23 protein-coding genes, 1 tRNA gene and 1 pseudogene are annotated in these 19721 nt (G+C 72.5%); 19 read left to right on the forward strand and 6 right to left on the reverse strand.

Annotated elements, in window-relative coordinates; genetic code table 11:
* The first annotated feature begins 99 nt into the window (after positions 1–99).
* Positions 100–1560, forward strand: coding sequence for a DEAD/DEAH box helicase (locus ACGFRF_RS37380; RefSeq protein ID WP_393747833.1), 1461 nt, complete (start codon positions 100–102; stop codon positions 1558–1560).
* A gap of 69 nt (positions 1561–1629) precedes the next feature.
* Positions 1630–1929, forward strand: coding sequence for an SCO5918 family protein (locus ACGFRF_RS37385; protein WP_393747835.1), 300 nt, complete (start codon positions 1630–1632; stop codon positions 1927–1929).
* A gap of 57 nt (positions 1930–1986) precedes the next feature.
* Here ACGFRF_RS37385 and ACGFRF_RS37390 read toward each other — a convergent pair whose 3' ends face one another.
* The 4 genes and pseudogenes from ACGFRF_RS37390 to ACGFRF_RS37405 form a co-directional block, all read right to left on the reverse strand.
* Entirely contained in the window at positions 1987–3720 is a 1734-nt protein-coding gene (locus ACGFRF_RS37390) for a copper resistance protein CopC (protein ID WP_393747869.1), read from the reverse strand.
* Between the two features lie 336 nt (positions 3721–4056).
* Positions 4057–4818, reverse strand: coding sequence for an SDR family NAD(P)-dependent oxidoreductase (locus ACGFRF_RS37395; RefSeq protein WP_393747837.1), 762 nt, complete (start codon positions 4816–4818; stop codon positions 4057–4059).
* Entirely contained in the window at positions 4815–5273 is a 459-nt protein-coding gene (locus ACGFRF_RS37400; RefSeq protein WP_393747871.1) for a cupin domain-containing protein, read from the reverse strand. The genes ACGFRF_RS37395 and ACGFRF_RS37400 overlap by 4 nt, the downstream gene beginning before the upstream one ends.
* Positions 5274–5377: 104 nt before the next feature.
* Positions 5378–5593 (reverse strand): annotated as a pseudogene (locus ACGFRF_RS37405) (GNAT family N-acetyltransferase); the annotation flags it as partial.
* A gap of 312 nt (positions 5594–5905) precedes the next feature.
* Between ACGFRF_RS37405 and ACGFRF_RS37410 the strand changes: the two are divergent.
* From ACGFRF_RS37410 to ACGFRF_RS37435, 6 genes are all read left to right on the forward strand, one after another.
* Positions 5906–6499 carry an HhH-GPD-type base excision DNA repair protein gene (locus tag ACGFRF_RS37410; protein WP_393747839.1) on the forward strand — a complete coding sequence of 198 codons (594 nt, stop codon included), beginning with the start codon at positions 5906–5908 and terminating at the stop codon, positions 6497–6499.
* A 302-nt stretch (positions 6500–6801) separates the two neighbouring features.
* Positions 6802–7470 carry an HdeD family acid-resistance protein gene (locus ACGFRF_RS37415; RefSeq protein WP_393747841.1) on the forward strand — a complete coding sequence of 223 codons (669 nt, stop codon included), beginning with the start codon at positions 6802–6804 and terminating at the stop codon, positions 7468–7470.
* Positions 7471–7564: 94 nt separating this feature from the next.
* Positions 7565–7885 (forward strand): hypothetical protein, encoded by a 321-nt coding sequence (locus ACGFRF_RS37420; protein WP_393747843.1) that lies wholly within the window; start codon positions 7565–7567, stop codon positions 7883–7885.
* A 50-nt stretch (positions 7886–7935) separates the two neighbouring features.
* Positions 7936–8061: a hypothetical protein gene (locus tag ACGFRF_RS37425; protein WP_393747845.1), complete on the forward strand. Its 126-nt coding sequence runs from the start codon at positions 7936–7938 to the stop codon at positions 8059–8061.
* A gap of 551 nt (positions 8062–8612) precedes the next feature.
* Positions 8613–8909: a type II toxin-antitoxin system VapB family antitoxin gene (locus ACGFRF_RS37430; RefSeq protein ID WP_004943146.1), complete on the forward strand. Its 297-nt coding sequence runs from the start codon at positions 8613–8615 to the stop codon at positions 8907–8909.
* Positions 8910–9007: 98 nt separating this feature from the next.
* The gene (locus ACGFRF_RS37435; protein WP_393747847.1) at positions 9008–9646 is read left to right on the forward strand and encodes a LytR C-terminal domain-containing protein; all 639 of its coding nucleotides are present in this window, start codon (positions 9008–9010) and stop codon (positions 9644–9646) included.
* Between the two features lie 104 nt (positions 9647–9750).
* Here ACGFRF_RS37435 and upp read toward each other — a convergent pair whose 3' ends face one another.
* Positions 9751–10386, reverse strand: coding sequence for a uracil phosphoribosyltransferase (gene upp / locus ACGFRF_RS37440; RefSeq protein WP_393747849.1), 636 nt, complete (start codon positions 10384–10386; stop codon positions 9751–9753).
* Positions 10387–10481: 95 nt separating this feature from the next.
* Between upp and ACGFRF_RS37445 the strand changes: the two genes are divergently transcribed.
* From ACGFRF_RS37445 to ACGFRF_RS37485, 9 genes are all read left to right on the forward strand, one after another.
* Positions 10482–10745 carry a hypothetical protein gene (locus tag ACGFRF_RS37445; protein ID WP_393747851.1) on the forward strand — a complete coding sequence of 88 codons (264 nt, stop codon included), beginning with the start codon at positions 10482–10484 and terminating at the stop codon, positions 10743–10745.
* A 324-nt stretch (positions 10746–11069) separates the two neighbouring features.
* A complete protein-coding gene (locus ACGFRF_RS37450; protein ID WP_393747873.1) occupies positions 11070–11603 on the forward strand; it encodes a hypothetical protein in 534 nt (177 codons plus the stop codon).
* A gap of 65 nt (positions 11604–11668) precedes the next feature.
* The gene (gene tadA, locus ACGFRF_RS37455) at positions 11669–12100 is read left to right on the forward strand and encodes a tRNA adenosine(34) deaminase TadA (protein WP_393747875.1); all 432 of its coding nucleotides are present in this window, start codon (positions 11669–11671) and stop codon (positions 12098–12100) included.
* A gap of 45 nt (positions 12101–12145) precedes the next feature.
* A tRNA-Ser gene (locus ACGFRF_RS37460) sits at positions 12146–12230 on the forward strand.
* A gap of 207 nt (positions 12231–12437) precedes the next feature.
* The gene (locus tag ACGFRF_RS37465; RefSeq protein ID WP_366016427.1) at positions 12438–12617 is read left to right on the forward strand and encodes a hypothetical protein; all 180 of its coding nucleotides are present in this window, start codon (positions 12438–12440) and stop codon (positions 12615–12617) included.
* A gap of 10 nt (positions 12618–12627) precedes the next feature.
* Positions 12628–12921: a Dabb family protein gene (locus ACGFRF_RS37470; protein ID WP_393747853.1), complete on the forward strand. Its 294-nt coding sequence runs from the start codon at positions 12628–12630 to the stop codon at positions 12919–12921.
* Between the two features lie 174 nt (positions 12922–13095).
* On the forward strand, positions 13096–13932 hold the full coding sequence (locus ACGFRF_RS37475) for an RNA polymerase sigma factor SigF (protein ID WP_393747877.1): 837 nt from the start codon (positions 13096–13098) through the stop codon (positions 13930–13932).
* A 360-nt stretch (positions 13933–14292) separates the two neighbouring features.
* The gene (locus ACGFRF_RS37480) at positions 14293–15237 is read left to right on the forward strand and encodes an RNA polymerase sigma factor SigF (protein WP_393747855.1); all 945 of its coding nucleotides are present in this window, start codon (positions 14293–14295) and stop codon (positions 15235–15237) included.
* Positions 15238–15875: 638 nt separating this feature from the next.
* Positions 15876–16061, forward strand: coding sequence for a hypothetical protein (locus tag ACGFRF_RS37485; protein ID WP_393747857.1), 186 nt, complete (start codon positions 15876–15878; stop codon positions 16059–16061).
* 60 nt (positions 16062–16121) lie between these two features.
* Here the strand turns inward: ACGFRF_RS37485 and ACGFRF_RS37490 are convergent, their stop codons facing one another.
* Positions 16122–16319 carry a hypothetical protein gene (locus tag ACGFRF_RS37490; RefSeq protein ID WP_393747859.1) on the reverse strand — a complete coding sequence of 66 codons (198 nt, stop codon included), beginning with the start codon at positions 16317–16319 and terminating at the stop codon, positions 16122–16124.
* 206 nt (positions 16320–16525) lie between these two features.
* On the opposite strand from ACGFRF_RS37490, the gene ACGFRF_RS37495 reads away from it, so the two are divergent.
* Positions 16526–17029: a MarR family winged helix-turn-helix transcriptional regulator gene (locus ACGFRF_RS37495; protein ID WP_393747861.1), complete on the forward strand. Its 504-nt coding sequence runs from the start codon at positions 16526–16528 to the stop codon at positions 17027–17029.
* 13 nt (positions 17030–17042) lie between these two features.
* Positions 17043–19574, forward strand: a complete 2532-nt coding sequence (locus tag ACGFRF_RS37500) for an MFS transporter (protein ID WP_393747863.1) — start codon at positions 17043–17045, stop codon at positions 19572–19574.
* The last annotated feature ends 147 nt before the right edge of the window (positions 19575–19721 follow it).

Raw genomic sequence — 19721 nt, forward strand, 5'->3', positions numbered from 1 at the left:
TCCGTTTCCCTTCGGCTCTTTCTTGCGAATTCTCCCGCGGTTCCGCACCGCCGAAAGGAATTCCTCGACACGTGCCGCACGCATCGAGGAAGGTCCCCGATGAACCGCACCCGCCGTACCGGCGACGACTCCTCCCGGTTCCGTTCGCGGGGGACGAGCCCGCAAGGACGGCAAGGGTCCCGTCCCGTTTTCGCCGGAAAGAGCGGCCAGAGCTCGCGGCGATCCCGGCCCGCCGCGCCCCGCGGTGAATTCGCCCTTCCCACCACTCTCACCGAGGCACTGCCGGCGGTGGAGGCGTTCACCGACCTCGAGCTGCCCGAGCGTCTGCAGGCCGCGCTGCGCGCCGAAGGCGTGACCGTGCCCTTCCCGATCCAGGCGGCGACCCTGCCCAACTCGCTGGCCGGCCGGGACGTCCTGGGCCGCGGCCGCACGGGTTCGGGCAAGACACTCGCCTTCGGACTGCCGCTGCTGGCCCGCCTGGACGGCCGACGGGCCGAACCCCGGCAGCCGCTCGCCCTCGTCCTCGTACCCACCCGTGAACTCGCCCAGCAGGTCACCGAGGCGCTCACCCCCTACGCGCGGGCCCTGCGCCTGCGGTTGGCCACGGTGGTCGGCGGCATGTCGATCGGCCGGCAGGCGGCCGCTCTGCGGGCCGGTGCCGAGGTCGTCGTCGCCACCCCCGGCCGTCTCAAGGACCTCATCGAGCGGGGCGACTGCGGGCTGCACCACGTGGCGGTCACCGTGCTGGACGAGGCCGACCAGATGACCGACATGGGCTTCCTGCCGCAGGTGACCACCCTGCTCGACCAGGTGCGTCCCGATGGCCAGCGACTGCTGTTCTCGGCCACCCTCGACCGCAACATCGACCTGCTGGTGCGCCGTTACCTGCACGACCCCGTGGTGCACTCGGTGGACCCGTCGGCGGGCGCGGTCACCACGATGGAGCACCACCTGCTGCACGTGCGCGACGACGACAAGCACACCACCGCCACCGAGATCGCCGCTCGCGACGGGCGGGTGATCATGTTCCTGGACACCAAGCACGCGGCGGAACGACTGGCCAAGCACCTGCTGTCGGTCGGCGTGCGCGCCTCGGCCCTGCACGGCGGCAAGTCCCAGCCGCAACGCACCCGGACCCTCGGCCAGTTCAAGGACGGCCAGGTGACCGTTCTGGTGGCCACCAACGTCGCCGCCCGCGGCCTGCACGTCGACAACGTCGATCTCGTCGTGAACGTCGACCCGCCCGGTGACCACAAGGACTACCTGCACCGTGGCGGCCGTACCGCCCGCGCCGGCGAGTCCGGCACCGTCGTGACACTGGTCCTGCCGCACCAGCGGCGCACGGTGGACCGGCTGATGGCCGACGCCGGCATCACCCCCCACACCACCCGGGTCCGCCCGGGCGGGGCCGACCTGAGCCGTATCACCGGTGCCCGGACGCCCTCCGGAGTGCCCATCACGCTCGCCGTCCCGGCCGCCGAACGCCCCGAGCGGACCCGGTCCACCGGGCGCGGCCGCGGCGGGCGGTCCCGGCGTCCCCACTCGCGCACGACCGGATAGCCACGCGAACCGACGGTGGGCCGGCCCCCGCCTCCCGTCACACCCCGACCCGCTCCCCGTGGAGGCACCATGCGCTGCGTCATCGCCCGTTTCCCCTTCGACCTGGTCAAGAGCGAGGTCGAGCAGTCGATGGAGGGCATCCCGCCCGAGCCCGCCATCGGGTCGTGCGTGACCATCGGCCGCCGGATCTACCCGGTCAAGCAGGTCGGGCAGGTGATCACCCGGCAGGACCGGCGTGACTTCACGGCGAGCGAAGTCAGCAGGGCACTGACCCGGCTCGGGTTCACCTGCCACGAGGCCCCGCCGGCCCGGCCGCAGAGCCCCGTCGAGCCCTCGTCGCTTCCCTGGGCCGACACCCCGCTGGGCTAGGCCCGCGGGCCGCCCTTCCGCTGCTCCCGGCCGGGTCCACGCCTCCGTGGACCCGGCCTAGCGCGTCACCCGTACCGGGCGGGACACCGTCACCTGGTCCACCTCCGACACCCGGACCGTCACCTTCATCGTCCAGGTCCCCGGCATGGGCAGGGCGAAGGAGTCGGTGGCCCAGTAGCCGCCGCGGTCCGTGACCTTGGTGTCCAGGGGGCCGAGCCGCCGGGCGGGGAGGGTGAGGGCGACGCGGAGTTCGGGGACGGTGGCCAGGCCGCCGTCGGGGCCGTAGACCACCGCCTGCACGGAATTCCCGCCGACCCGGCCCGGGTCCAGGGTGACCTGCACCGTGCCGCGGCCGCCGGGTGTGCCGACGTCGAACGGGATCGTCGTGACGGACGCCGTCGGGACGCCCGCCGTGGTCGCGCCGGAGTCCGCTGCCTCGATGGCGGCGCGGCCGGGCAGCGTGCTGGTCAGGAGCGTCGTCAGGACCAGGACCAGTACGCCCACGGCCGCTTCGGCCAGCACCGAGCGGCGCAGCAGGCGCCAGGAGACCGCGGGGTGCGGCACGGGCGGGGACTGCTCCGGGGGGAGAGCAGGGCCGGTGGCCGGCTCGGGGACGCGGGCGAGGGCGGTCGCCCCCGGCGCGCCCGCCCGGGCCAGGCGGGCGGTCCAGGTGCGGGAGCAGGCGGCCGCCAGGAGCAGCGCGGTCACCGCCGCCAGTTTGGCCAGCAGGGTACGGCCGTACGTCGTGTCCGTGAGCGCCTGCCAGGAGCCGAGGCCTCGCCAGGACTGGTAGACGCCGGTCAGGGCCAGGACCGTCACGGCGGTGAGGGCGAGGCCGGAGAAGCGGGTGAGGACCGTGACCGGCGTCGGTGAGGTGCGGTGCAGCGTGCGCAGCAGCGCGGCCAGGCCGCCGAGCCAGGCCGCCATGGCCAGCAGGTGCAGGGCGGCCGAGGTGATCGCCAGGGGGACCTGGACGCCCGCCGAGGCGTGCTCGGCCGCCGCCCAGGTCAGCGAGAGGACCACGGAGAACACCGCTGCCGACACCAGGGTGACGCGGCGCGGGGGCTTGGTGCGGCGCGTCCTCGGGAGCACCGCGACGGCTCCGGCCACCAGCAGCAGGACCAGGCGGGCGAGCAGCAGTTCCCCGGGCCGGGTCGTCACCGTGTGGGCGAGGGAGGACAGCGACAGGGCGTTCGCCGGGGAGGTGCCCTCCTCGTACGGCGCCCGCAGCAGCAGGAGGGCCGTCGTCGAGGCGAGGAGCGTGCCGGCGGCGGCCCGGGCGGGGGTGCGCAGCGGGGCGGTCGTGGGCGGACGGCAGTAGGCCACGAACGCCGCCGCGCCCAGGAGGAGGGCCACGGAGAGGTAGGCGAGGTAGCGCGCGATGGTGTACAGGGCCGTGGTGGCGGGGTTCTCCGTGCGGTCCGGTGCCGGGCTCGCCGTCGTCGCCGTGCGTTTGCCGATCGAGAAGGTGAGCGCGCCGGACACCGGGTGGCTGTCGGCCGACACCACCCGCCAGGCGACCGTGTAGGTGCCCTCGGCCGGCTTGGCGGGGAGGGCGACGCGGGCCGTGTCGGAGCGGCCGGGGGCGTGGTCGGCGGGGCCGGTGCGGACGCGGTGGTTCTCGGGGTCGTAGACCCGGAAGGAGTCGGTGAGCAGACCCACCGACTCGGTGAAGGTGAGGGTCAGGTACCGGGGTGCCGCCCTGAGGAGGGCCCCGTCGGCGGGGTCGGTCCCCCGCAGGGCCGCGTGGGCGGAGGCGGGCGCCGCCGCACCGAACAGCACCAGCAGCATGCCCGCGCAGAGCAGCGTCAGCCGCCCCAGCCATCGGCGTCCGTCCCGCACCGCGCCCCTCCCGTCGTCCGCCGGCCCGCGGAGTCTTCCTCCACCGGCGGAGCGTCCCGTCGTCCGCCCGCTCGGTGGCCGCCGTCCGGTCGCCCGCCGTCCGGCCGGTCCTCCGCCCGGTTGCCCCGGGCCGTCCGACCGCCCGCCGACCGGGATGGCCGTCCGCCCGCGCCCCTCCGCAGCCATGGGGCTCCGCAGGCCCTCCGTATACGTACGGAGGGACCGGCTGTCGTGCTCACCGCGTCATGCTCACCACGTCTTACGTACGGAGGACCGGCTGTGTGCTCACCACGTCGGGCGGGCCGTCACACCGCCGTCGACCACGAGGTCGTGGCCGGTGATCCAGGAGGCGAGCGGTGAGGCCAGGAAGACGCAGGCGTCGGCGACGTCCTCGGGACGGCCGAGGCGGCCGGTGGGGGCGGCGGCGAGCCAGCGGCGCACGCCGTCCGGCCAGGCCTCCGCCAGACCCTCCCGCTCGATGAGGCCGGGCGAGACCGTGTTGACGCGGATGCCGGCCGGGCCGTACTCCAGGGCCGCCGCGCGGGCGTGCGTCACCACCGCCGCCTTGACCGCGCCGTAGTGGGCGTGGCCGGGGGCGGGGTGGCCGGCCTCGATGGAGGCGATGTGGGTGATGGTGCCGCCGCCGTGTGCGCGCAGGTGCGCGGCGGCGGCCTGGGTGCAGGCGAACACGCTGGTGAGGTTGGTGTCGACCACCGTGCGCCACTCGGCCGCCGTCATGCCGGGCAAGGGCTGGACCGGCTGGACGGCCGCGTTGTTGACGAGGGCGGTGAGGCGGCCGCCGGACCAGTCCGTGGTCTGCCGGATCAGGCGGTGGCAGGCGTCCTCGTCCGTCAGGTCCGCCCGCAGTACGACCGCCTCGCCGCCCATGTCCCGGATGCGCGCGGCCACTTCCCCGGCCGCGTCGAGCGCCGTACGGCAGTGGAGGGCCACCGCCGCGCCCTCCTGGGCGAAGCGCAGGGCGATGGCGCGGCCGATGCCGCCGCCCGCGCCGGTCACCAGGGCGGTCTGTCCGTCGAGCAGGCTCATGGGCGGCACAGTCGCCTGATCAGCGCGGCCTCGGAGGGGTAACGCGCCGTGAGCTCCTCGGCGTTGCCGTGTTCGTAGTCCGCGTAGGTGAATCCGGGCGCCATCGTGCAGCCGAAGAAGGTCCAGGCGCCGCCCGGGGCGACGCGCGCGCCCATCCAGGTGCCGGCCGGCACGGTCAGCTGGACGTGCTGTCCGGACCGCGGTGCGGGGCCCAGGACGGCGGTCCGGGTCGTGCCGTCGGGGGCGAGGAGAAGGAGGTGGAGCGGGTCGCCCAGGTAGTGGTGCCACACCTCGTCGGAGGGCAGGCGGTGCAGGGCGGAGAAGTCGTCCGCGGTGAGCAGCGCGACGATGGCGGAGCCCTCGGGTCGGCCGTCCGGCCGTTCGGGTCCCGCCCAGGTACGCCGGAACAGACCGCCCTCGCGCGGGATGGGTTCCAGTCCGTAGTGCGCGATCAGTTCCCGCGGCGTCGTCCCGCCGAGCGGTGTCTCCTCAGGCGGTGTCCCCTCAGGCGGTGTCCCGCCACGCGGTGTCCCGTCAGGCGTCGATTCGTCGGGCCTCGTCACCCGGGGAAGGCTACCTCCCGGCCCAGGAACGCCAGTTGGGCGCGCTTCTCCGGGAGGTGGACGTCGGGGAGGTCCACCTCGGGGAGGACGACCGCCGACCCGCGCCGGAAGCCCTGGCGTTCGAGGCGGGCGAGGGCCTTGGCGTTGCGGACGTCCGGGTCCACCACGATCCGGCGCCGGTCCAGGGCCAGCAGCGTGTACGACGTGATCGCCAGCGTTGCCTAATTTCTTGTAGGGGAATCGTACGCGGGCGGTGAAGGGGCCGTGGGGCAGGGCCCGGGTCGGGAAGGCGCGGTCCTCCGCCTGCTGCGCACGAAGCACTGCGTGTCCACCGTCACCGAGGCCGATGCGCGGGCCGAGCGGGGCGCGGGGCTGACGTACAGCCGCGACCTGGCAGGCACGCGGACCGAGACGGGCACACGGGGCGAGGCGGGCACGCGGGGCAAGACGGGCGCGCGGGGCGAGACGGGGGCGCGGACCCAGGCGGGCGCGCGGGGCGAGGCGGGGCGGGGGATCATCGACGCATGGACGTCACTCTGCATCTCGCCCAGGACCCGGAGGCCGACGCGCTGCTCGGGCGCTCCCCGCTCGCCGCGCTGGTGGGGATGCTGCTCGACCAGCAGGTGCCGATGGAGTGGGCGTTCAAGGGGCCCCGGACCATCACGGACCGGCTCGGGGCCGAGGACCTGGACGCGCACGAGATCGCCGCGATGGACCCCGAGGCCTTCGCCGCGCTGCTCTCCGAGAAGCCCGCCGTGCACCGCTACCCGGGCTCGATGGCCAAGCGCATCCTGCAGCTGTGCCAGTACCTGGTCGAGCACTACGACGGGGACGCGGAGGCCGTCTGGCGGGGCGTCGGCAGCGGGGCCGAGCTGCTGAAGCGGCTGGAGGACCTGCCGGGGTTCGGCCGGCAGAAGGCACAGATCTTCCTCGCGCTGCTCGGCAAGCAGCTCGGGATCACGCCCCAGGGCTGGCGGGAGGCCGCGGGCGCGTACGGCGAGGCGAAGTCCTTCCGGTCCGTCGCCGACATCACCGGGCCGGAGTCACTGGCCAAGGTGCGCGCCCACAAGCAGGAGATGAAGGCGGCGGCGAAGGCCGCCAAGGCCGCGGGCAAGTAGCCGGGGTGGCCGGCGAGCAGCGGACACCCCGGGTGGGCCGAGCGATAAGTGATCGGCCGGGGCTGGGCCGAGCCACCGTAAGGGATACGCCGGTCGGCGCACCGGACCAGGGAACGCCTGGTCACCCACGCGTAGAGGCACGCCTGAACGCCCACCCGTAACGGCACCCCTGAACGCCGAATCCCTGAAGGCAACACCCGGTCGCCGACCCCTGCGGGACACGCCGGGCGGGTCGCCGTAAGGGGTACGCCGGTCGGCCCACCCGGGTGGCGGGGCCGTCTGCCGCGTTCCCAGCATGGACCATGACCGAGGCACCGAACAGCGGCCCCGAATGGGGCCGCGAGTACGACGACCGGCACGTCCACACGGCACGCGCGACGAGCGGGCACCACGAGCCCGAACCGCCGTTGGAGGGCCCCCTGCACGCCCTGTCGCGGGCCGCCTGGCAGGTGGTCCTGGTGACCGGCATCGCCTCGCTGATCCTGGGGATCCTGGTCCTGATCTGGCCCGGCGCCTCCCTGTTCGCGGCCGGTGTCCTCTTCGGCCTCTACCTCGTGATCAGCGGCGTCTTCCAGCTGGTGTCCGCGTTCGGCACGCACAAGGCGACCTCGCTGCGCGTGCTGGCCTTCATCAGCGGTGCCCTGTCGATCCTGCTCGGCCTGTTCTGCTTCCGCGGGCCCATGCAGTCGACCCTGCTGCTCGCCCTGTGGATCGGCATCGGCTGGCTGATCCGCGGCATCACCCAGACGCTGGCCGCGGCCTCCGACTCCCGGATGCCCGCCCGCGGATGGCAGATCTTCCTCGGGGTGCTGACCTTCGTCGCCGGCATCGTGCTCATCGACTCGCCCTTCGAGTCCGTCGCCGTGCTGACCCTCGTAGGCGGCATCTGGCTGGTCGCGGTGGGGGTCGTGGAGATCATCACCGCCTTCGGCATGCGCGGCCGGGCCCAGCATGTACCGCAGACGGTGTGACCGTCGGCCACCTCACGCCCCCCGGCTACGCCGAGCAAGCGAATCCCGCGGCCGGAGTGCTGCGTTCCGCGCCCGCCCCGGGGAGAGACCAGCCGTGAGCAGGACCACGAGCATCCCCCGGGGCCGTACCTGGCTGCGGGTGCTCGTGCTGCTCCTGGCCCTGTGGGTGCCCGGTGCCCATGTGCAGGCCCAAGCGGCCCCGGCCCTCGGCGTGGCCGCCGAGACCGCCGAGCACGACGTCCTCGACACCGTCCTGCGGCCGTCCGCCCGCGCCGTGCACCGGTCCGACGTGCCCGAGCGCCCCGCTCCCCTCCCCGACCCGGCGCCCGCCCGGCCCGCGACACATCCGTGCCCCGGCACGCCGAGGGCGCCGTACGCCACTCCCCTGCTGCGCACGGTGGTCCTGCGCTGCTGACAGACCCGCGCCCCGCCCAGGTCAGTCGGCTCGACGCAAGGAGCACAGCCATGCCCATGGACCCCTACGCCGTCCTGCGCGCCCTGCTGCGCGCTGAGGCCCGACGCGGTACGGCGGCCAAGCCGGACACGCGGCAACAGCAGCCGCAGCGGCCACCCGAGGAACGGGACCGCTGAACCGGAACCGGCGGGGGCGGGTCGGCGCCTCCGCCGCGCCGTGCCGCACAGAAGGCGGGCGATCTCGCGGCCGGTCCGGGTGACGCCCGAGCGGGCCGGGGACCTGAACCTGCCGCTGCTCACTACCTGTTCGGCCGGCGACGGCTGCTCCTCGGGGGCCTCGGCCCTCGGCTCCTCGCGAGGGGGCTGCTCCTCGGGCCGTGCGCTCAGCCTCCCGTACGCCGACCCGCGGTCCACAGCCTGTGCACAACGGCCGTGGAACGATGACCCGGCCGCGTCCGCCGGGCCCGTCCGGGACTCCGTGGGCGCCCTCGCACAGGAGCGTGCCGAGGCCGAGGGCGGGAGCGGCGAAGGCGTACCCGAGGGTGATCCGGTTCGGCCGAGGGCGCGGCGGCCTTCGGTGGGGTGGTGGGCGGCACGGTCTCGCTGCCGCTCAGCTCCCGCCCCCGCTCCCGGTACTAGCCCATTTGACTGTTTTGCGGCACCTTTTCAAGCGGTGCACTCCGCCGCCATGGCTGCGCCCGGAACGTCTGGGCCGGTAGGCTTTCCGTGTGATCTTCAAGCGCATCGGAAACGGCCGGCCGTACCCCGACCACGGCCGGGAAAGCACCCGGCAGTGGGCGGACGTCGCGCCGCGCCCGGTCCGCCTCGATCAGCTCGTGACCACCAAGCAGCAGCTCGATCTGGAGACGCTGCTGGCGGAGGACTCGACGTTCTACGGCGACCTCTTCGCGCACGTCGTGAAGTGGCAGGGCGACCTGTACCTGGAGGACGGCCTGCACCGCGCGGTCCGCGCGGCCCTCCAGCAGCGCCAGGTGCTGCACGCGCGCGTGCTCGAACTCGACTGACCCGGTGCCACACGACCGTTGGCCCTTTCGGGTTCCGCTGAGCGGCATCGGCTGATCATCAGATAGGCATCGCCGCCCCGGCGCACTACGCTGCGCTCATGAGCATGCTGACTCCCCCCGGCATGGGTGGCAAGTACCGGATCACGGGGGACACATACCCGCGCATGCGACCGCCCCGGCGCCATGCCAGGCTCGTGGCCGCCGTGGTGGCGTCCGTCGCGGCGCTCGGTCTCGTCGGCTGGGGCACCCTGCAGCTCATCGACGTCTTCACGGGCGGCGGCAAGAAGTCCTCGGCATCCGGCACCGCGGCGAACTGCCGCACCGAGGCCGCGCACGCCACCCGGGCCGTAGCGCTGCCCAAGCCCGGCACGATCACCGTGAACGTCTACAACGCCACCAAGCGCAGCGGGCTCGCCAAGAACACCGCGGACGAGCTGAAGAAGCGCGGCTTCAAGATCGGTGACGTGGGCAACGCGTCCAAGGAGTTCGACAAGAAGGTCAAGGGCACCGGGATACTCCTCGGCCCCGCCTCCGCGCGGAACACCTCGCTGCCGGTGCTCGCCACCCAGCTGACCGGCGCCGAAACCCGCGTCGACGCCGGGCGCAAGGGGGCCGTCCTGGATCTGATCCTCGGGAACGGGTTCAAGGCCCTGGACAAGCAGGCGTCCGCCGATCATGCCCTCGCCCAGCTCAGTGCGCCGGTGCCTTCGGCGGATCCGGCGAAGAAGGGCTGCTGAGGTTCACCGGCCGAGTGCCGGGAACTGCGCGTGGTCGTCGGCCGCGGGCCGTCCCGGCTGGTCGCGCAGTTCCCCGCGCCCCTCCGGGGCGCTCGGCGGTTCGGTTATTCCGCCGCGCCGTACAGCCGGTCGCCCGCGTCGCCGAGGCCCGGGACGATGTAGCCGTGCTCGTTGAGGTGGTCGTCCACCGCCGCCGTGACCACCGTCACCGGGGTGCCCGCCAGATCGCGCTCCATGACCTCGACGCCCTCGGGGGCGGCCAGCAGGACCACGGCCGTCACATCGTCGGCGCCGCGCTTGATCAGCTCCTGGATCGCCGCGACCAGTGTGCCGCCCGTGGCCAGCATCGGGTCCAGGACGTACACCTGGCGGCCCGAGAGGTCCTCCGGCATGCGCGTGGCGTACGTGGAGGCCTGCAGCGTCTCCTCGTTGCGGATCATGCCCAGGAAGCCCACCTCGGCCGTCGGCAGCAGCCGCATCATGCCGTCCAGCATGCCGAGACCGGCCCGCAGGATCGGCACGACCAGCGGGCGGGGCCGGGCGAGCTTGACGCCGGTGGTGGTGGCCACCGGCGTGTCGATGTCGACCGCTTCGGTGCGCACGTCCCGCGTGGCCTCGTAGGCGAGCAGGGTGACCAGTTCGTCGGCGAGCCTGCGGAAGGTCGGGGAGTCCGTGCGCCGGTCGCGCAGCGTGGTGAGCTTGTGGGCGACCAGGGGATGGTCGACGACGTGGAGACGCATGCCCATAACGGTACCTGCGCTCCGGCACCCCCTGGTCCTGGCGTCAAACCGTCCGTCCGAGGGAAAGTGGGAGGGACGGACTGGGGTGGTGTGACGTGTCTGACCTGCCTGATCTTCCTGAGGACGCGCCCGGGGCCACCGGGGACGCGGACGAGTCCGCGATGGCCGGCTCCGCGCGGGCCGACGCCGCGGCCTGCGGTCCCCCGGCGCCCGAGACGGACGCCGAGCGCCGGCGCCGGCGCGCCCAGTTCCTGCGCGACCTCGCCGAGGCACGCGCGCTGCGCGCAAGGGTCCAGCCGCGACGCGCCAAGGCCGCACGGCTGCGCCACGCGATGCGGATGCGGACGTTCCGCTGGTAGGGAGGAAAGCCGTGAGCAAGGCCCGATAAGGAAGTTGGCGATCCGGTGGATCCACGCCCGCGCCGGTGTTCGCGCGGTGGGAGTGCGTGAGTGCCGGGAAAAGCCGCGTACGATCCGCAGGTGGCGGCAATGAGTGCGCTGCTGAGTCGATGACGGATGCACGATCGAAACAGCCAGACACAGGGAGCCGAAGACGTCCCCTGAACGCCTTGTTTCTGCCACGATTCCGAGTGGGTGGGGCTCGGAGCCCAAGCTCTCCCCGCTCATGTACCTCCGCCGGGGGGACCCCCAACCGGCACGCCTATGACCAGTGGGAGAGTCACGGTGTACTTCGCCGCACTGCTCGCGCGCACCGAAGACGGGTGGGAAGCGAGCGACACAGAGCTCGACGATGTGGAGACCCTGTCGGATCTGGCCGACCTGGCCCGGGAAGCCTCTCCCGACGAGGACACGGTGCTCGTCCTGATCGAGCAGGAGGACTCCTGGTTCGGTGTCGTCCGCGTGGACGGCGAGGACGACCCTCGCATCTACGTCTCGGACGCCGCAGCCGCCGCCCGCAGCGCCTACGGTGAGCTGCTGCTCACCGACGAACTGCTCGGCCGGGAACCCGGCGCCGACGACGGCCCGGACCTGGACGCCCTCGACCTCGACGGCACGGAGGACGGTGAGTCCGAGGACGGCGACGAGGAAGAGGGTGCTGCCGCCGACGCCGTGCCGCACAGCCCGGTGGGCGACAGCGAGATCCTCGACGACCTGGGCATCGGCGAGAAGGAACTGCGCGCCCTGGACGCCGACGACGCGCTCAACTCGATCGCCGAGGCCCTGGGTGCCTCGGAGGTGCTGGAGACCGTCCGCTGACCGCTCAGGACCCCGACGGCACGGCAGGCGTACCGGACCCGGTGCGCGACCGCTGGCGGGCCGCGATGCGGCTCGCGCTGGAGGAGGCCGAACGGGCCGTCCGGGGCGGGGACGTCCCGGTCGGCGCCGTCGTGCTGTCCCCGGACGGTACGACGGTGCTCGCAGCCGGGCACAACGAGCGCGAGGCCACCGGCGATCCCACGGCGCACGCGGAGGTCCTCGCGATCCGGCGGGCGGCCGCGAGGCTCGGGCAGTGGCGGCTGACCGGCTGCACGCTGGTGGTCACCCTGGAACCGTGCACGATGTGCGCGGGTGCGATCGTGCAGTCACGGGTGGACCGGGTCGTCTACGGCGCCCGGGACGACAAGGCGGGCGCGGCCGGCTCCCTGTGGGACGTGATCCGTGACCGCCGGCTCAACCACCGGCCCGAGGTCATCGAGGGCGTTCTCGCGGAGGACTGCGCCCATCTCCTCACGGAGTTTTTCCGGGACCGCTGAATACCGATTTCAAACGATGCCCCACCTTGCTGTAAGGTCTCCCTCGGTAGCGTGTCCGAGCGGCCGAAGGAGCTCGCCTCGAAAGCGAGTGTGGCGCAAGTCACCGAGGGTTCAAATCCCTCCGCTACCGCTCGAAAAAGGACCCCGTCTCGCGACGGGGTCCTTTCGCATGCCTGACGGGGGCCTTTCGCATGCCCGGGCAGAGGACTCCGCACCGCCCGCGCAGGCCCGGCAAAAGACCTGCGGCGGCGGGCCGTTGGCCCCCGAAAGAGGCGTGAAGGTTACACTCGCCGCCGGCAGCAGGGGCCCACGAGGCAGAGGCACAGGGGAGGCCGCGGTGGCGGTGAACGCCAAGAAGATCGCCGTGTACGCGCTCGTGGTCTTCGCGCTGTACGTGATCATCACGGACCCGGCCAAGGCGGCCGACTACGTCCAGATAGGCTTCGAGGGCATATCGGACGCCGCCAAGGCCATAGGCGACTTCATGACCTGGGTCGCCCACGGAGGAAAGAGCTGAGGTACCCCCCATGATCCGCCACCTGGCCCTCTTCAAGCTCAACCAGGGCGTCGAGCGCGACGATCCGCGGGTCGTGGCGGGCGTGGAGGCCTTCGAGGCCCTCGGCGGCCAGATCGAGGAGCTGCGCTTCTGGGAGTGCGCCTGGAACATCAGCGACCGGCCGATCGCCTACGACTTCGCGATCAACTCGGCCGTCGAGGACGCGGACGCCCTCAAGCGCTACCTGGAGCACCCGGCGCACCAGGCCGGCGTCGCGCTGTGGCGCGAGTTCGCCACGTGGGTGATCGCCGACTACGAGTTCTGAGCCCTTCCGCCCACGAGCCCCCCGTCGGCACGGCGGGGGGCTCTCGTGCGTCCCGAGCCCCAACTTCTCGAAATACGGCCACAACACGGCGTTATACGGTGCTTGCACACAGTGCACATGTCTTGTGATGCTATGACCGCTTTTGACGGATGATTGACCGAAGAAGAGGTGGCGTTGACCGTGTCGGCCAGTACTGCGCCGCCCCAGGAGGAGGCGCCCGCCCCGGCCCCTCCGGCTCCCGAGAAGCGCCGTGGCGCCGACACCCGGGCCCTCACGCAGGTGCTCTTCGCCGAGCTGAAGGAGCTCAAGCCGGGCACTCCGGAGCACAACCGGGTGCGGGGAGCGCTGATCGAGGCGAACCTCCCACTGGTGCGCTACGCGGCCGCCCGCTTCCGTTCCCGCAACGAGCCGATGGAGGACGTGGTCCAGGTCGGCACCATCGGGCTGATCAACGCCATCGACCGCTTCGATCCGGACCGGGGGGTGCAGTTCCCGACCTTCGCGATGCCGACCGTGGTCGGGGAGATCAAGCGGTACTTCCGGGACAACGTCCGCACGGTCCACGTACCGCGCCGGCTGCACGAGCTGTGGGTACAGGTCAACAGCGCGACCGAGGACCTCACCACGGCCTTCGGTCGCTCGCCGTCCACCGCCGAGATCGCCGAGCGGCTCCGCATCAGCGAGGAGGAGGTGCTGTCCTGCATCGAGGCGGGCCGGTCGTACCACGCCACCTCGCTGGAGGCCGCGCAGGAGGGCGACGGACTGCCCGGGCTGCTGGACCGCATCGGCTACGAGGACCCGGCCCTGGACGGCGTGGAACACCGCGACCTGGTCCGCCATCTCCTCGTCCAACTGCCCGAGAGGGAACAGCGAATCCTTCTGCTGCGCTACTACAGCAATCTCACCCAGTCTCAGATCAGCGCGGAACTCGGCGTCTCCCAGATGCATGTCTCACGGCTGCTCGCCCGTAGCTTCCAGCGGCTGCGCTCCGCGAATCGGATCGACGCATAGCCCTGCGGACACAGCCGTGGTCGGACCGGTGCACGGGGGGTGTTCGGCCGATGCATAGCGGGCGCACGGAAGCACGGCCCGAACAGCATTGCATCGCATACTCGAGCGATCGGTAACCGGCACGAGCGAATCGCTCACCAGCGCGGTTGCCGACAACCGCGCTCCGAAAAAGCGTCAGACCCCCTCTTTCCAGGGCGGATTCACATCTCGCATGTCGACATGTCACTACAGCGCGTTGCCGACATGTGACATTCTGCGGGAAGCGCGTTTGCCGTGGCTCCGGCTCCGGTATTCAGGTGAAGGCTGCGTTGCTCGAAAGGCAGCACCGCCGCGACCGTCCCGCGACCCAAAGGGGGTGGCATGTCCGCAGAACAGGGCAGCTCGAAGGTGCTGACGCCCACGCTGAGCGAGGCAGCGCCCAAGGAGCTCGACGCTCTCGACGCTCTCGACGTCCTCGACGTCACGGCCCTCGACGCCGTGCCGGCCCCGGCCGGTCCCTCCGCCGAGCCCATGGAGGCCGCCCCCGCCGTGCAGGTCTCGGCGGACATCGACACCCGCACCCTGTCCCGCTCCCTCTTCCTGCGGCTCGCCGCACTCGGTGAGGACAGCCCCGAGCGGGCCTACGTCCGGGACACCCTGATCGAGCTGAACCTGCCGCTGGTCCGCTACGCGGCCGCCCGCTTCCGCTCCCGCAACGAGCCGATGGAGGACATCGTCCAGGTCGGCACCATCGGCCTGATCAAGGCGATCGACCGCTTCGACTGCGAACGGGGCGTGGAGTTCCCCACCTTCGCGATGCCGACGGTCGTCGGGGAGATCAAGCGGTTCTTCCGCGACACCTCCTGGTCGGTGCGCGTCCCGCGCCGGCTCCAGGAGCTGCGCCTGGCCCTCACCAAGGCCAGCGACGAGCTGTCCCAGAAGCTGGACCGCTCCCCGACGGTGACGGAACTGGCCGCGGTGCTCGGCGTCTCCGAGGAGGACGTGGTCGACGGCCTCGCGGTCGGCAACGCCTACACCGCCTCCTCGCTCGACTCCCCGGCCCCCGAGGACGACGGCGGCGAGGGCTCGCTGGCCGACCGCCTCGGCTACGAGGACAGCGCGCTGGAGGGCGTGGAGTACCGCGAGTCCCTCAAGCCGCTGCTGGCCAAGCTCCCGCCGCGCGAGCGCCGGATCATCATGCTGCGCTTCTTCGCCAACATGACCCAGTCGCAGATCGGCGAGGAGGTCGGCATCTCCCAGATGCACGTCTCCCGGCTGCTGACCCGGACCCTGGCCCAGTTGCGGGAGGGCCTGATCTCCGACTGAGCGCCGAGCGCTCCGCCGGGAGTGCGGCGGTCGGAAGAGCCGGGACTCTGTCGTCGGCCGGCTGCTGCGCCGTCATGGCCGGGGGTGCTTCATACCGGGATGTTTCGTACGACGACATGGACAGGTGGCCGCCGAGGCGCCGTTACGGCAGCGTCGGCGGCCGTCGTCCGTCTGGGCGGGGTGGTGGCCGCGCGCGGTGACGGTGGCCCGGGCGGCAGTCATATCGCGGTCGGCGCGGGGGGCGGTGCGGGGCGAAGCGGTCCGGCCGCCGCTCCCAGCGGCTCGGTGACGCTGGTGCCGCTCGACGGAGGGCACGGCGAAGGCGGTGACGGAGGCGGCAACTTACGGTCCGGCATTGCCGGTCCGGCATTGCCGGTTCGGCTGGCACCAACAGCCGGGAGCGGACCGGCGGGTCCCCCAACGGTCCGCGCGGGACGGCGCATCCGGCAAGGGCGAGGACACCCCCGTCGCCACCCCGGGGCCGACCGGTGGCACGGACGGTGGGCCCGGCCGCACGACACCGGCGCGCGCCTCGACCGCCCCGGCTCCCGGCCGCACCACGGCCCCGCCCGCGTCACCGACGACCTCTCCTGGGCAGAGCCCGCGACCGGGACACGGACAAGCGCGGGTGCCAGAAGGTGACCGTCGCCTGCCACAACTCCCGTGACATGGCGGTGCGTTCGGGTCCGGTGACGTTCGGGACGCACATCAGCGGCGCGGGGGGCGTCGGCTCGGGGACGGTCGAGCCGACCGAGGACCTGCCGGTACCGATCGGGCCGGGGGTGCGCACGGACCGCGTCTGGACGGTGTGCGTCGATGCCTGACGCGTCCCGCTCGGCCTGCACATCGAGAGGCGGGACGCGTCCGTCCGGTGGGAGTGATCCCTACTTCAGCGCCAGCCAGGCGACGCCGGCCACCACCGCGAGCGCGACGATGACACCGATGATCAGGCCGATCCGGGGACCGGAGGAGGCGGCCGCCTGCTGCTGCCGCGCCTGGGGAGCCTCGTCGACGAACGCGCGGAACATCTGGGTGCTGCCGGCGGGGTCGTAATTGCCCTGGGGGCCCTGGGTGTTAGCCATGCCCCGAGACCCTAGCGAATCCAGGGGACCGACCCAAGTGCGGGGCCACCGGGACAGACGGGGGCACGCCGCCCGGGGACCACCTGCGCATTTACACTCGCAATACTTGCCTTTGCCAAGTTTTTGCGTCAGCGGACCCCGATTTGTTTGCCTGCAGCAACCAAGCAGACTTATGGTTGCCCCAAGCAACGAATACGGGAGGTGTGATGGCCGAGCAGGCGCAATTCGAAGAGCTGGCGCGTCAGCTCAGTGCCGTCGGGGCCGTGAACCGGGACATGGGGCGGATCCTGCCGCCCGACTGCCCGGCCGGCTCGGCCGCCGTGCTGACGCTGCTCGGCCGCCACGGAGACATGCGCATGAGCAAGCTCGCGGAGCTGCTCGCCGTGGACATGTCGGTGACCAGCCGGCATGTCGCGCACGTCGCCGCACGCGGCTGGATCGAGCGGTCCCCGGACCCCGCGGACAAGCGCTCGCGCATCCTGCGGCTGACACCCGAGGGGCTCGAGCAGCTCGACGAGCTGTCCCGGCGGACCACGCGTCTGCTCTCCGAGCGGCTCGCCGACTGGACCGACGAGGACGTCGGCCAGCTGACCCGGCTGATGACGCGCCTGCGCGCGTCCTTCGGCGACTGCCGGTCCGCCCCGGTCCGGCACGCCTCCGCAGCCGCCCCCGTGTTCGAAGAGACCACCCGTACACCCGCAAGCACGTAAGAAAAGGAAGCCCATGGCAACGACCACACCAGCCGGTGTGCGGGCTCACGCCAAGCACGGGGGAGGCTCAGGTCACGCCCCGATGACGCACCGGCAGATCATGGAGGCCCTGTCCGGGCTGCTGCTCGGCATGTTCGTGGCGATCCTGTCGTCCACGATCGTCTCCAACGCCCTGCCGGAGATCATCAGTGACCTCGGCGGCGGTCAGTCCGCCTACACCTGGGTGGTCACCGCCGCCCTGCTGTCGATGACCGCGGCCACTCCCCTGTGGGGCAAGCTCGCCGACCTGTACAGCAAGAAGGCGCTCGTCCAGATAGCGCTGATCATCTACGTGGTCGCCTCGATGGCGGCAGGTCTGTCGCAGAACCCCGGCATGCTGATCACCTTCCGGGTGTTCCAGGGCATCGGCGTCGGCGGTCTGTCCGCCCTGGCGCAGATCGTCATGGCGGCGATGATCTCCCCGCGCGAGCGCGGCCGGTACTCCGGCTACCTCGGTGCCACCTTCGCCGTCGCCACCGTCGGCGGCCCGCTGCTCGGCGGTGTCATCACCGACACCTCCTGGCTGGGCTGGCGCTGGTGCTTCTACGTCGGCGTCCCCTTCGCGGTCATCGCGCTGATCGTGCTGCAGAAGACCCTGCACCTGCCCGTGGTCAAGCGGGAGGTCAAGGTCGACTGGGGCGGCGCCACCTTCATCTCCGCGGCCGTCTCGCTGCTGCTGGTCTGGGTCACCTTCGCCGGTGACAAGTACGACTGGATCTCCTGGCAGACGTACGCGATGGTCGGCGGTTCGATCGTCCTCGGCGCGCTGTTCGTGCTCATCGAGGCCAAGGCGAGCGAGCCGATCATCCCGCTGCGCCTGTTCAAGAACCGCACGATCACGCTCGCGTCGCTGGCCTCGCTGTTCGTCGGTATCGCGATGTTCTCCGGCACCGTGTTCTTCAGCCAGTACTTCCAGCTGGCCCGCGACAAGTCCCCCACGATGTCGGGCGTCCTGACCATCCCGATGATCGGCGGTCTGTTCGTCTCCTCGACCGTCTCGGGTCAGTTCATCACCCGCACCGGCCGCTGGAAGGCGTGGCTGGTCAGCGGTGGCGTGCTGGTGACGGCCGGCCTGTTGCTGCTCGGCGGCATCCGGTACGACACCGACTACTGGAAGATGGCCATCTACATGGCCCTGCTGGGCCTCGGCATCGGCATGATGATGCAGAACCTGGTGCTCGCCACGCAGAACCAGGTGGCCCCCTCCGACCTCGGCTCGGCCAGCTCCACGGTGACCTTCTTCCGCTCCCTCGGCGGTGCGGTCGGCGTCTCCGCGCTGGGTGCGGTGATGGCCCACAAGATCACCGACTACGTCAAGGACGGCGTCTCCACGCTCAGCCCCAAGTACCAGGCCGCCCTGGCCGGGGGCTCCGGCTCCACCGACAGCATCCCGGACATGGACAAGCTGCCGGCCCCCATCCGGACGCTGCTGGAGAGCGCCTACGGCCACGGCATCGCCGACGTCTTCCTGATCGCCGGCTGCCTCGCCGCCGTCGCCTTCCTCATCACGCTGTTCATCAAGGAGGTCCCGCTGAAGACCCAGGGCGCGCTCGCGCAGGCCGCCGGCGGCGAGGCCCCCGTGGCCGACCCGGCCGCCGCCCCCGTCGTCGCCGAGGCCCAGGCCCCGGTCGCCGAGCCGGTCCCGGCCGCGGTCGCCGCCGCTCCGGTCGCCGAGAGCACGGACACCGCCACGGCCACCCGGCAGCTGACGGCCGTCGCCACGGTGGCGGAGCCCGGAGCGTCCGGCGGTACCCCGGTGCACGGCTTCGTCCGCGGCGCCGAGAGCGCCCCGGTCCCGCAGGCCGCGGTCACCCTGATCTCGCTGTCCGGCCGCCAGCTGGGCCGCTCGGTCGCCCACACCGACGGCTCCTACGCGGTGCACGCCCCGGGCGCGGGCAGCTACGTCCTGATCGCCTCCGCCGACGGCTACCAGCCGCAGGCCTCCACCGTCATGGTGGGCGAGGAGCCGTTGTCGTACGACATCCTGCTCAGCGGCACCAGCGGGCTGACCGGTGTGGTCCGGGCCGCCGGGAGCGCGCTGCCGGTCAAGGACGCGATGGTGATCGTCACCGATGTGCGCGGTGACCTGCTGGCCACCGCCGCCACCGGGGAGCAGGGCGAGTTCGCCTTCGGCGAGCTGGTGCCGGGCGTGGTGACCGTCGCGGTCAACGCGAGCGGGTTCCGGCCCCGCGCGCTGCCGGTCGAGGTCGGCGCCACCGGGGTCACCCGGATCGAGGTCGACCTGGACGCCGGTGCCCGGCTGCAGGGTGTCGTGAAGGCCCCGCACGGTCCGCTGGCCGACGCCCGGGTGACGCTGGTCGACCAGGCGGGCAACGTGGTCGGCTCGGCCACCACCGGTTCGGACGGGGCGTACGCCTTCACCGACCTGGACAGCGGCGAGTACACCGTCATCGCCACGGGCTACCCGCCGGTGGCCACGGCCCTGACCGTCTCCGGCACCGGAGTCGACGGCCACGACATCGAACTCGCCCACCCCGGCGAGTAGTTCGACCACGGCCCGGGGGGGGGGGGGGGGGGGGGGGGGGGGGGGGGGGGGGGCCGGGGGCGGCCCCCCCCCCCCCCGCCCGGCCCCCCCCCCCCCCCCCGCGGGGCCGCCCCCCCCCGCGATCGTGTGGGCCTGGGGCGCGGCCCA

The organism is Streptomyces sp. NPDC048521 (genome assembly GCF_043199855.1).
GTDB lineage: Bacteria > Actinomycetota > Actinomycetes > Streptomycetales > Streptomycetaceae > Streptomyces.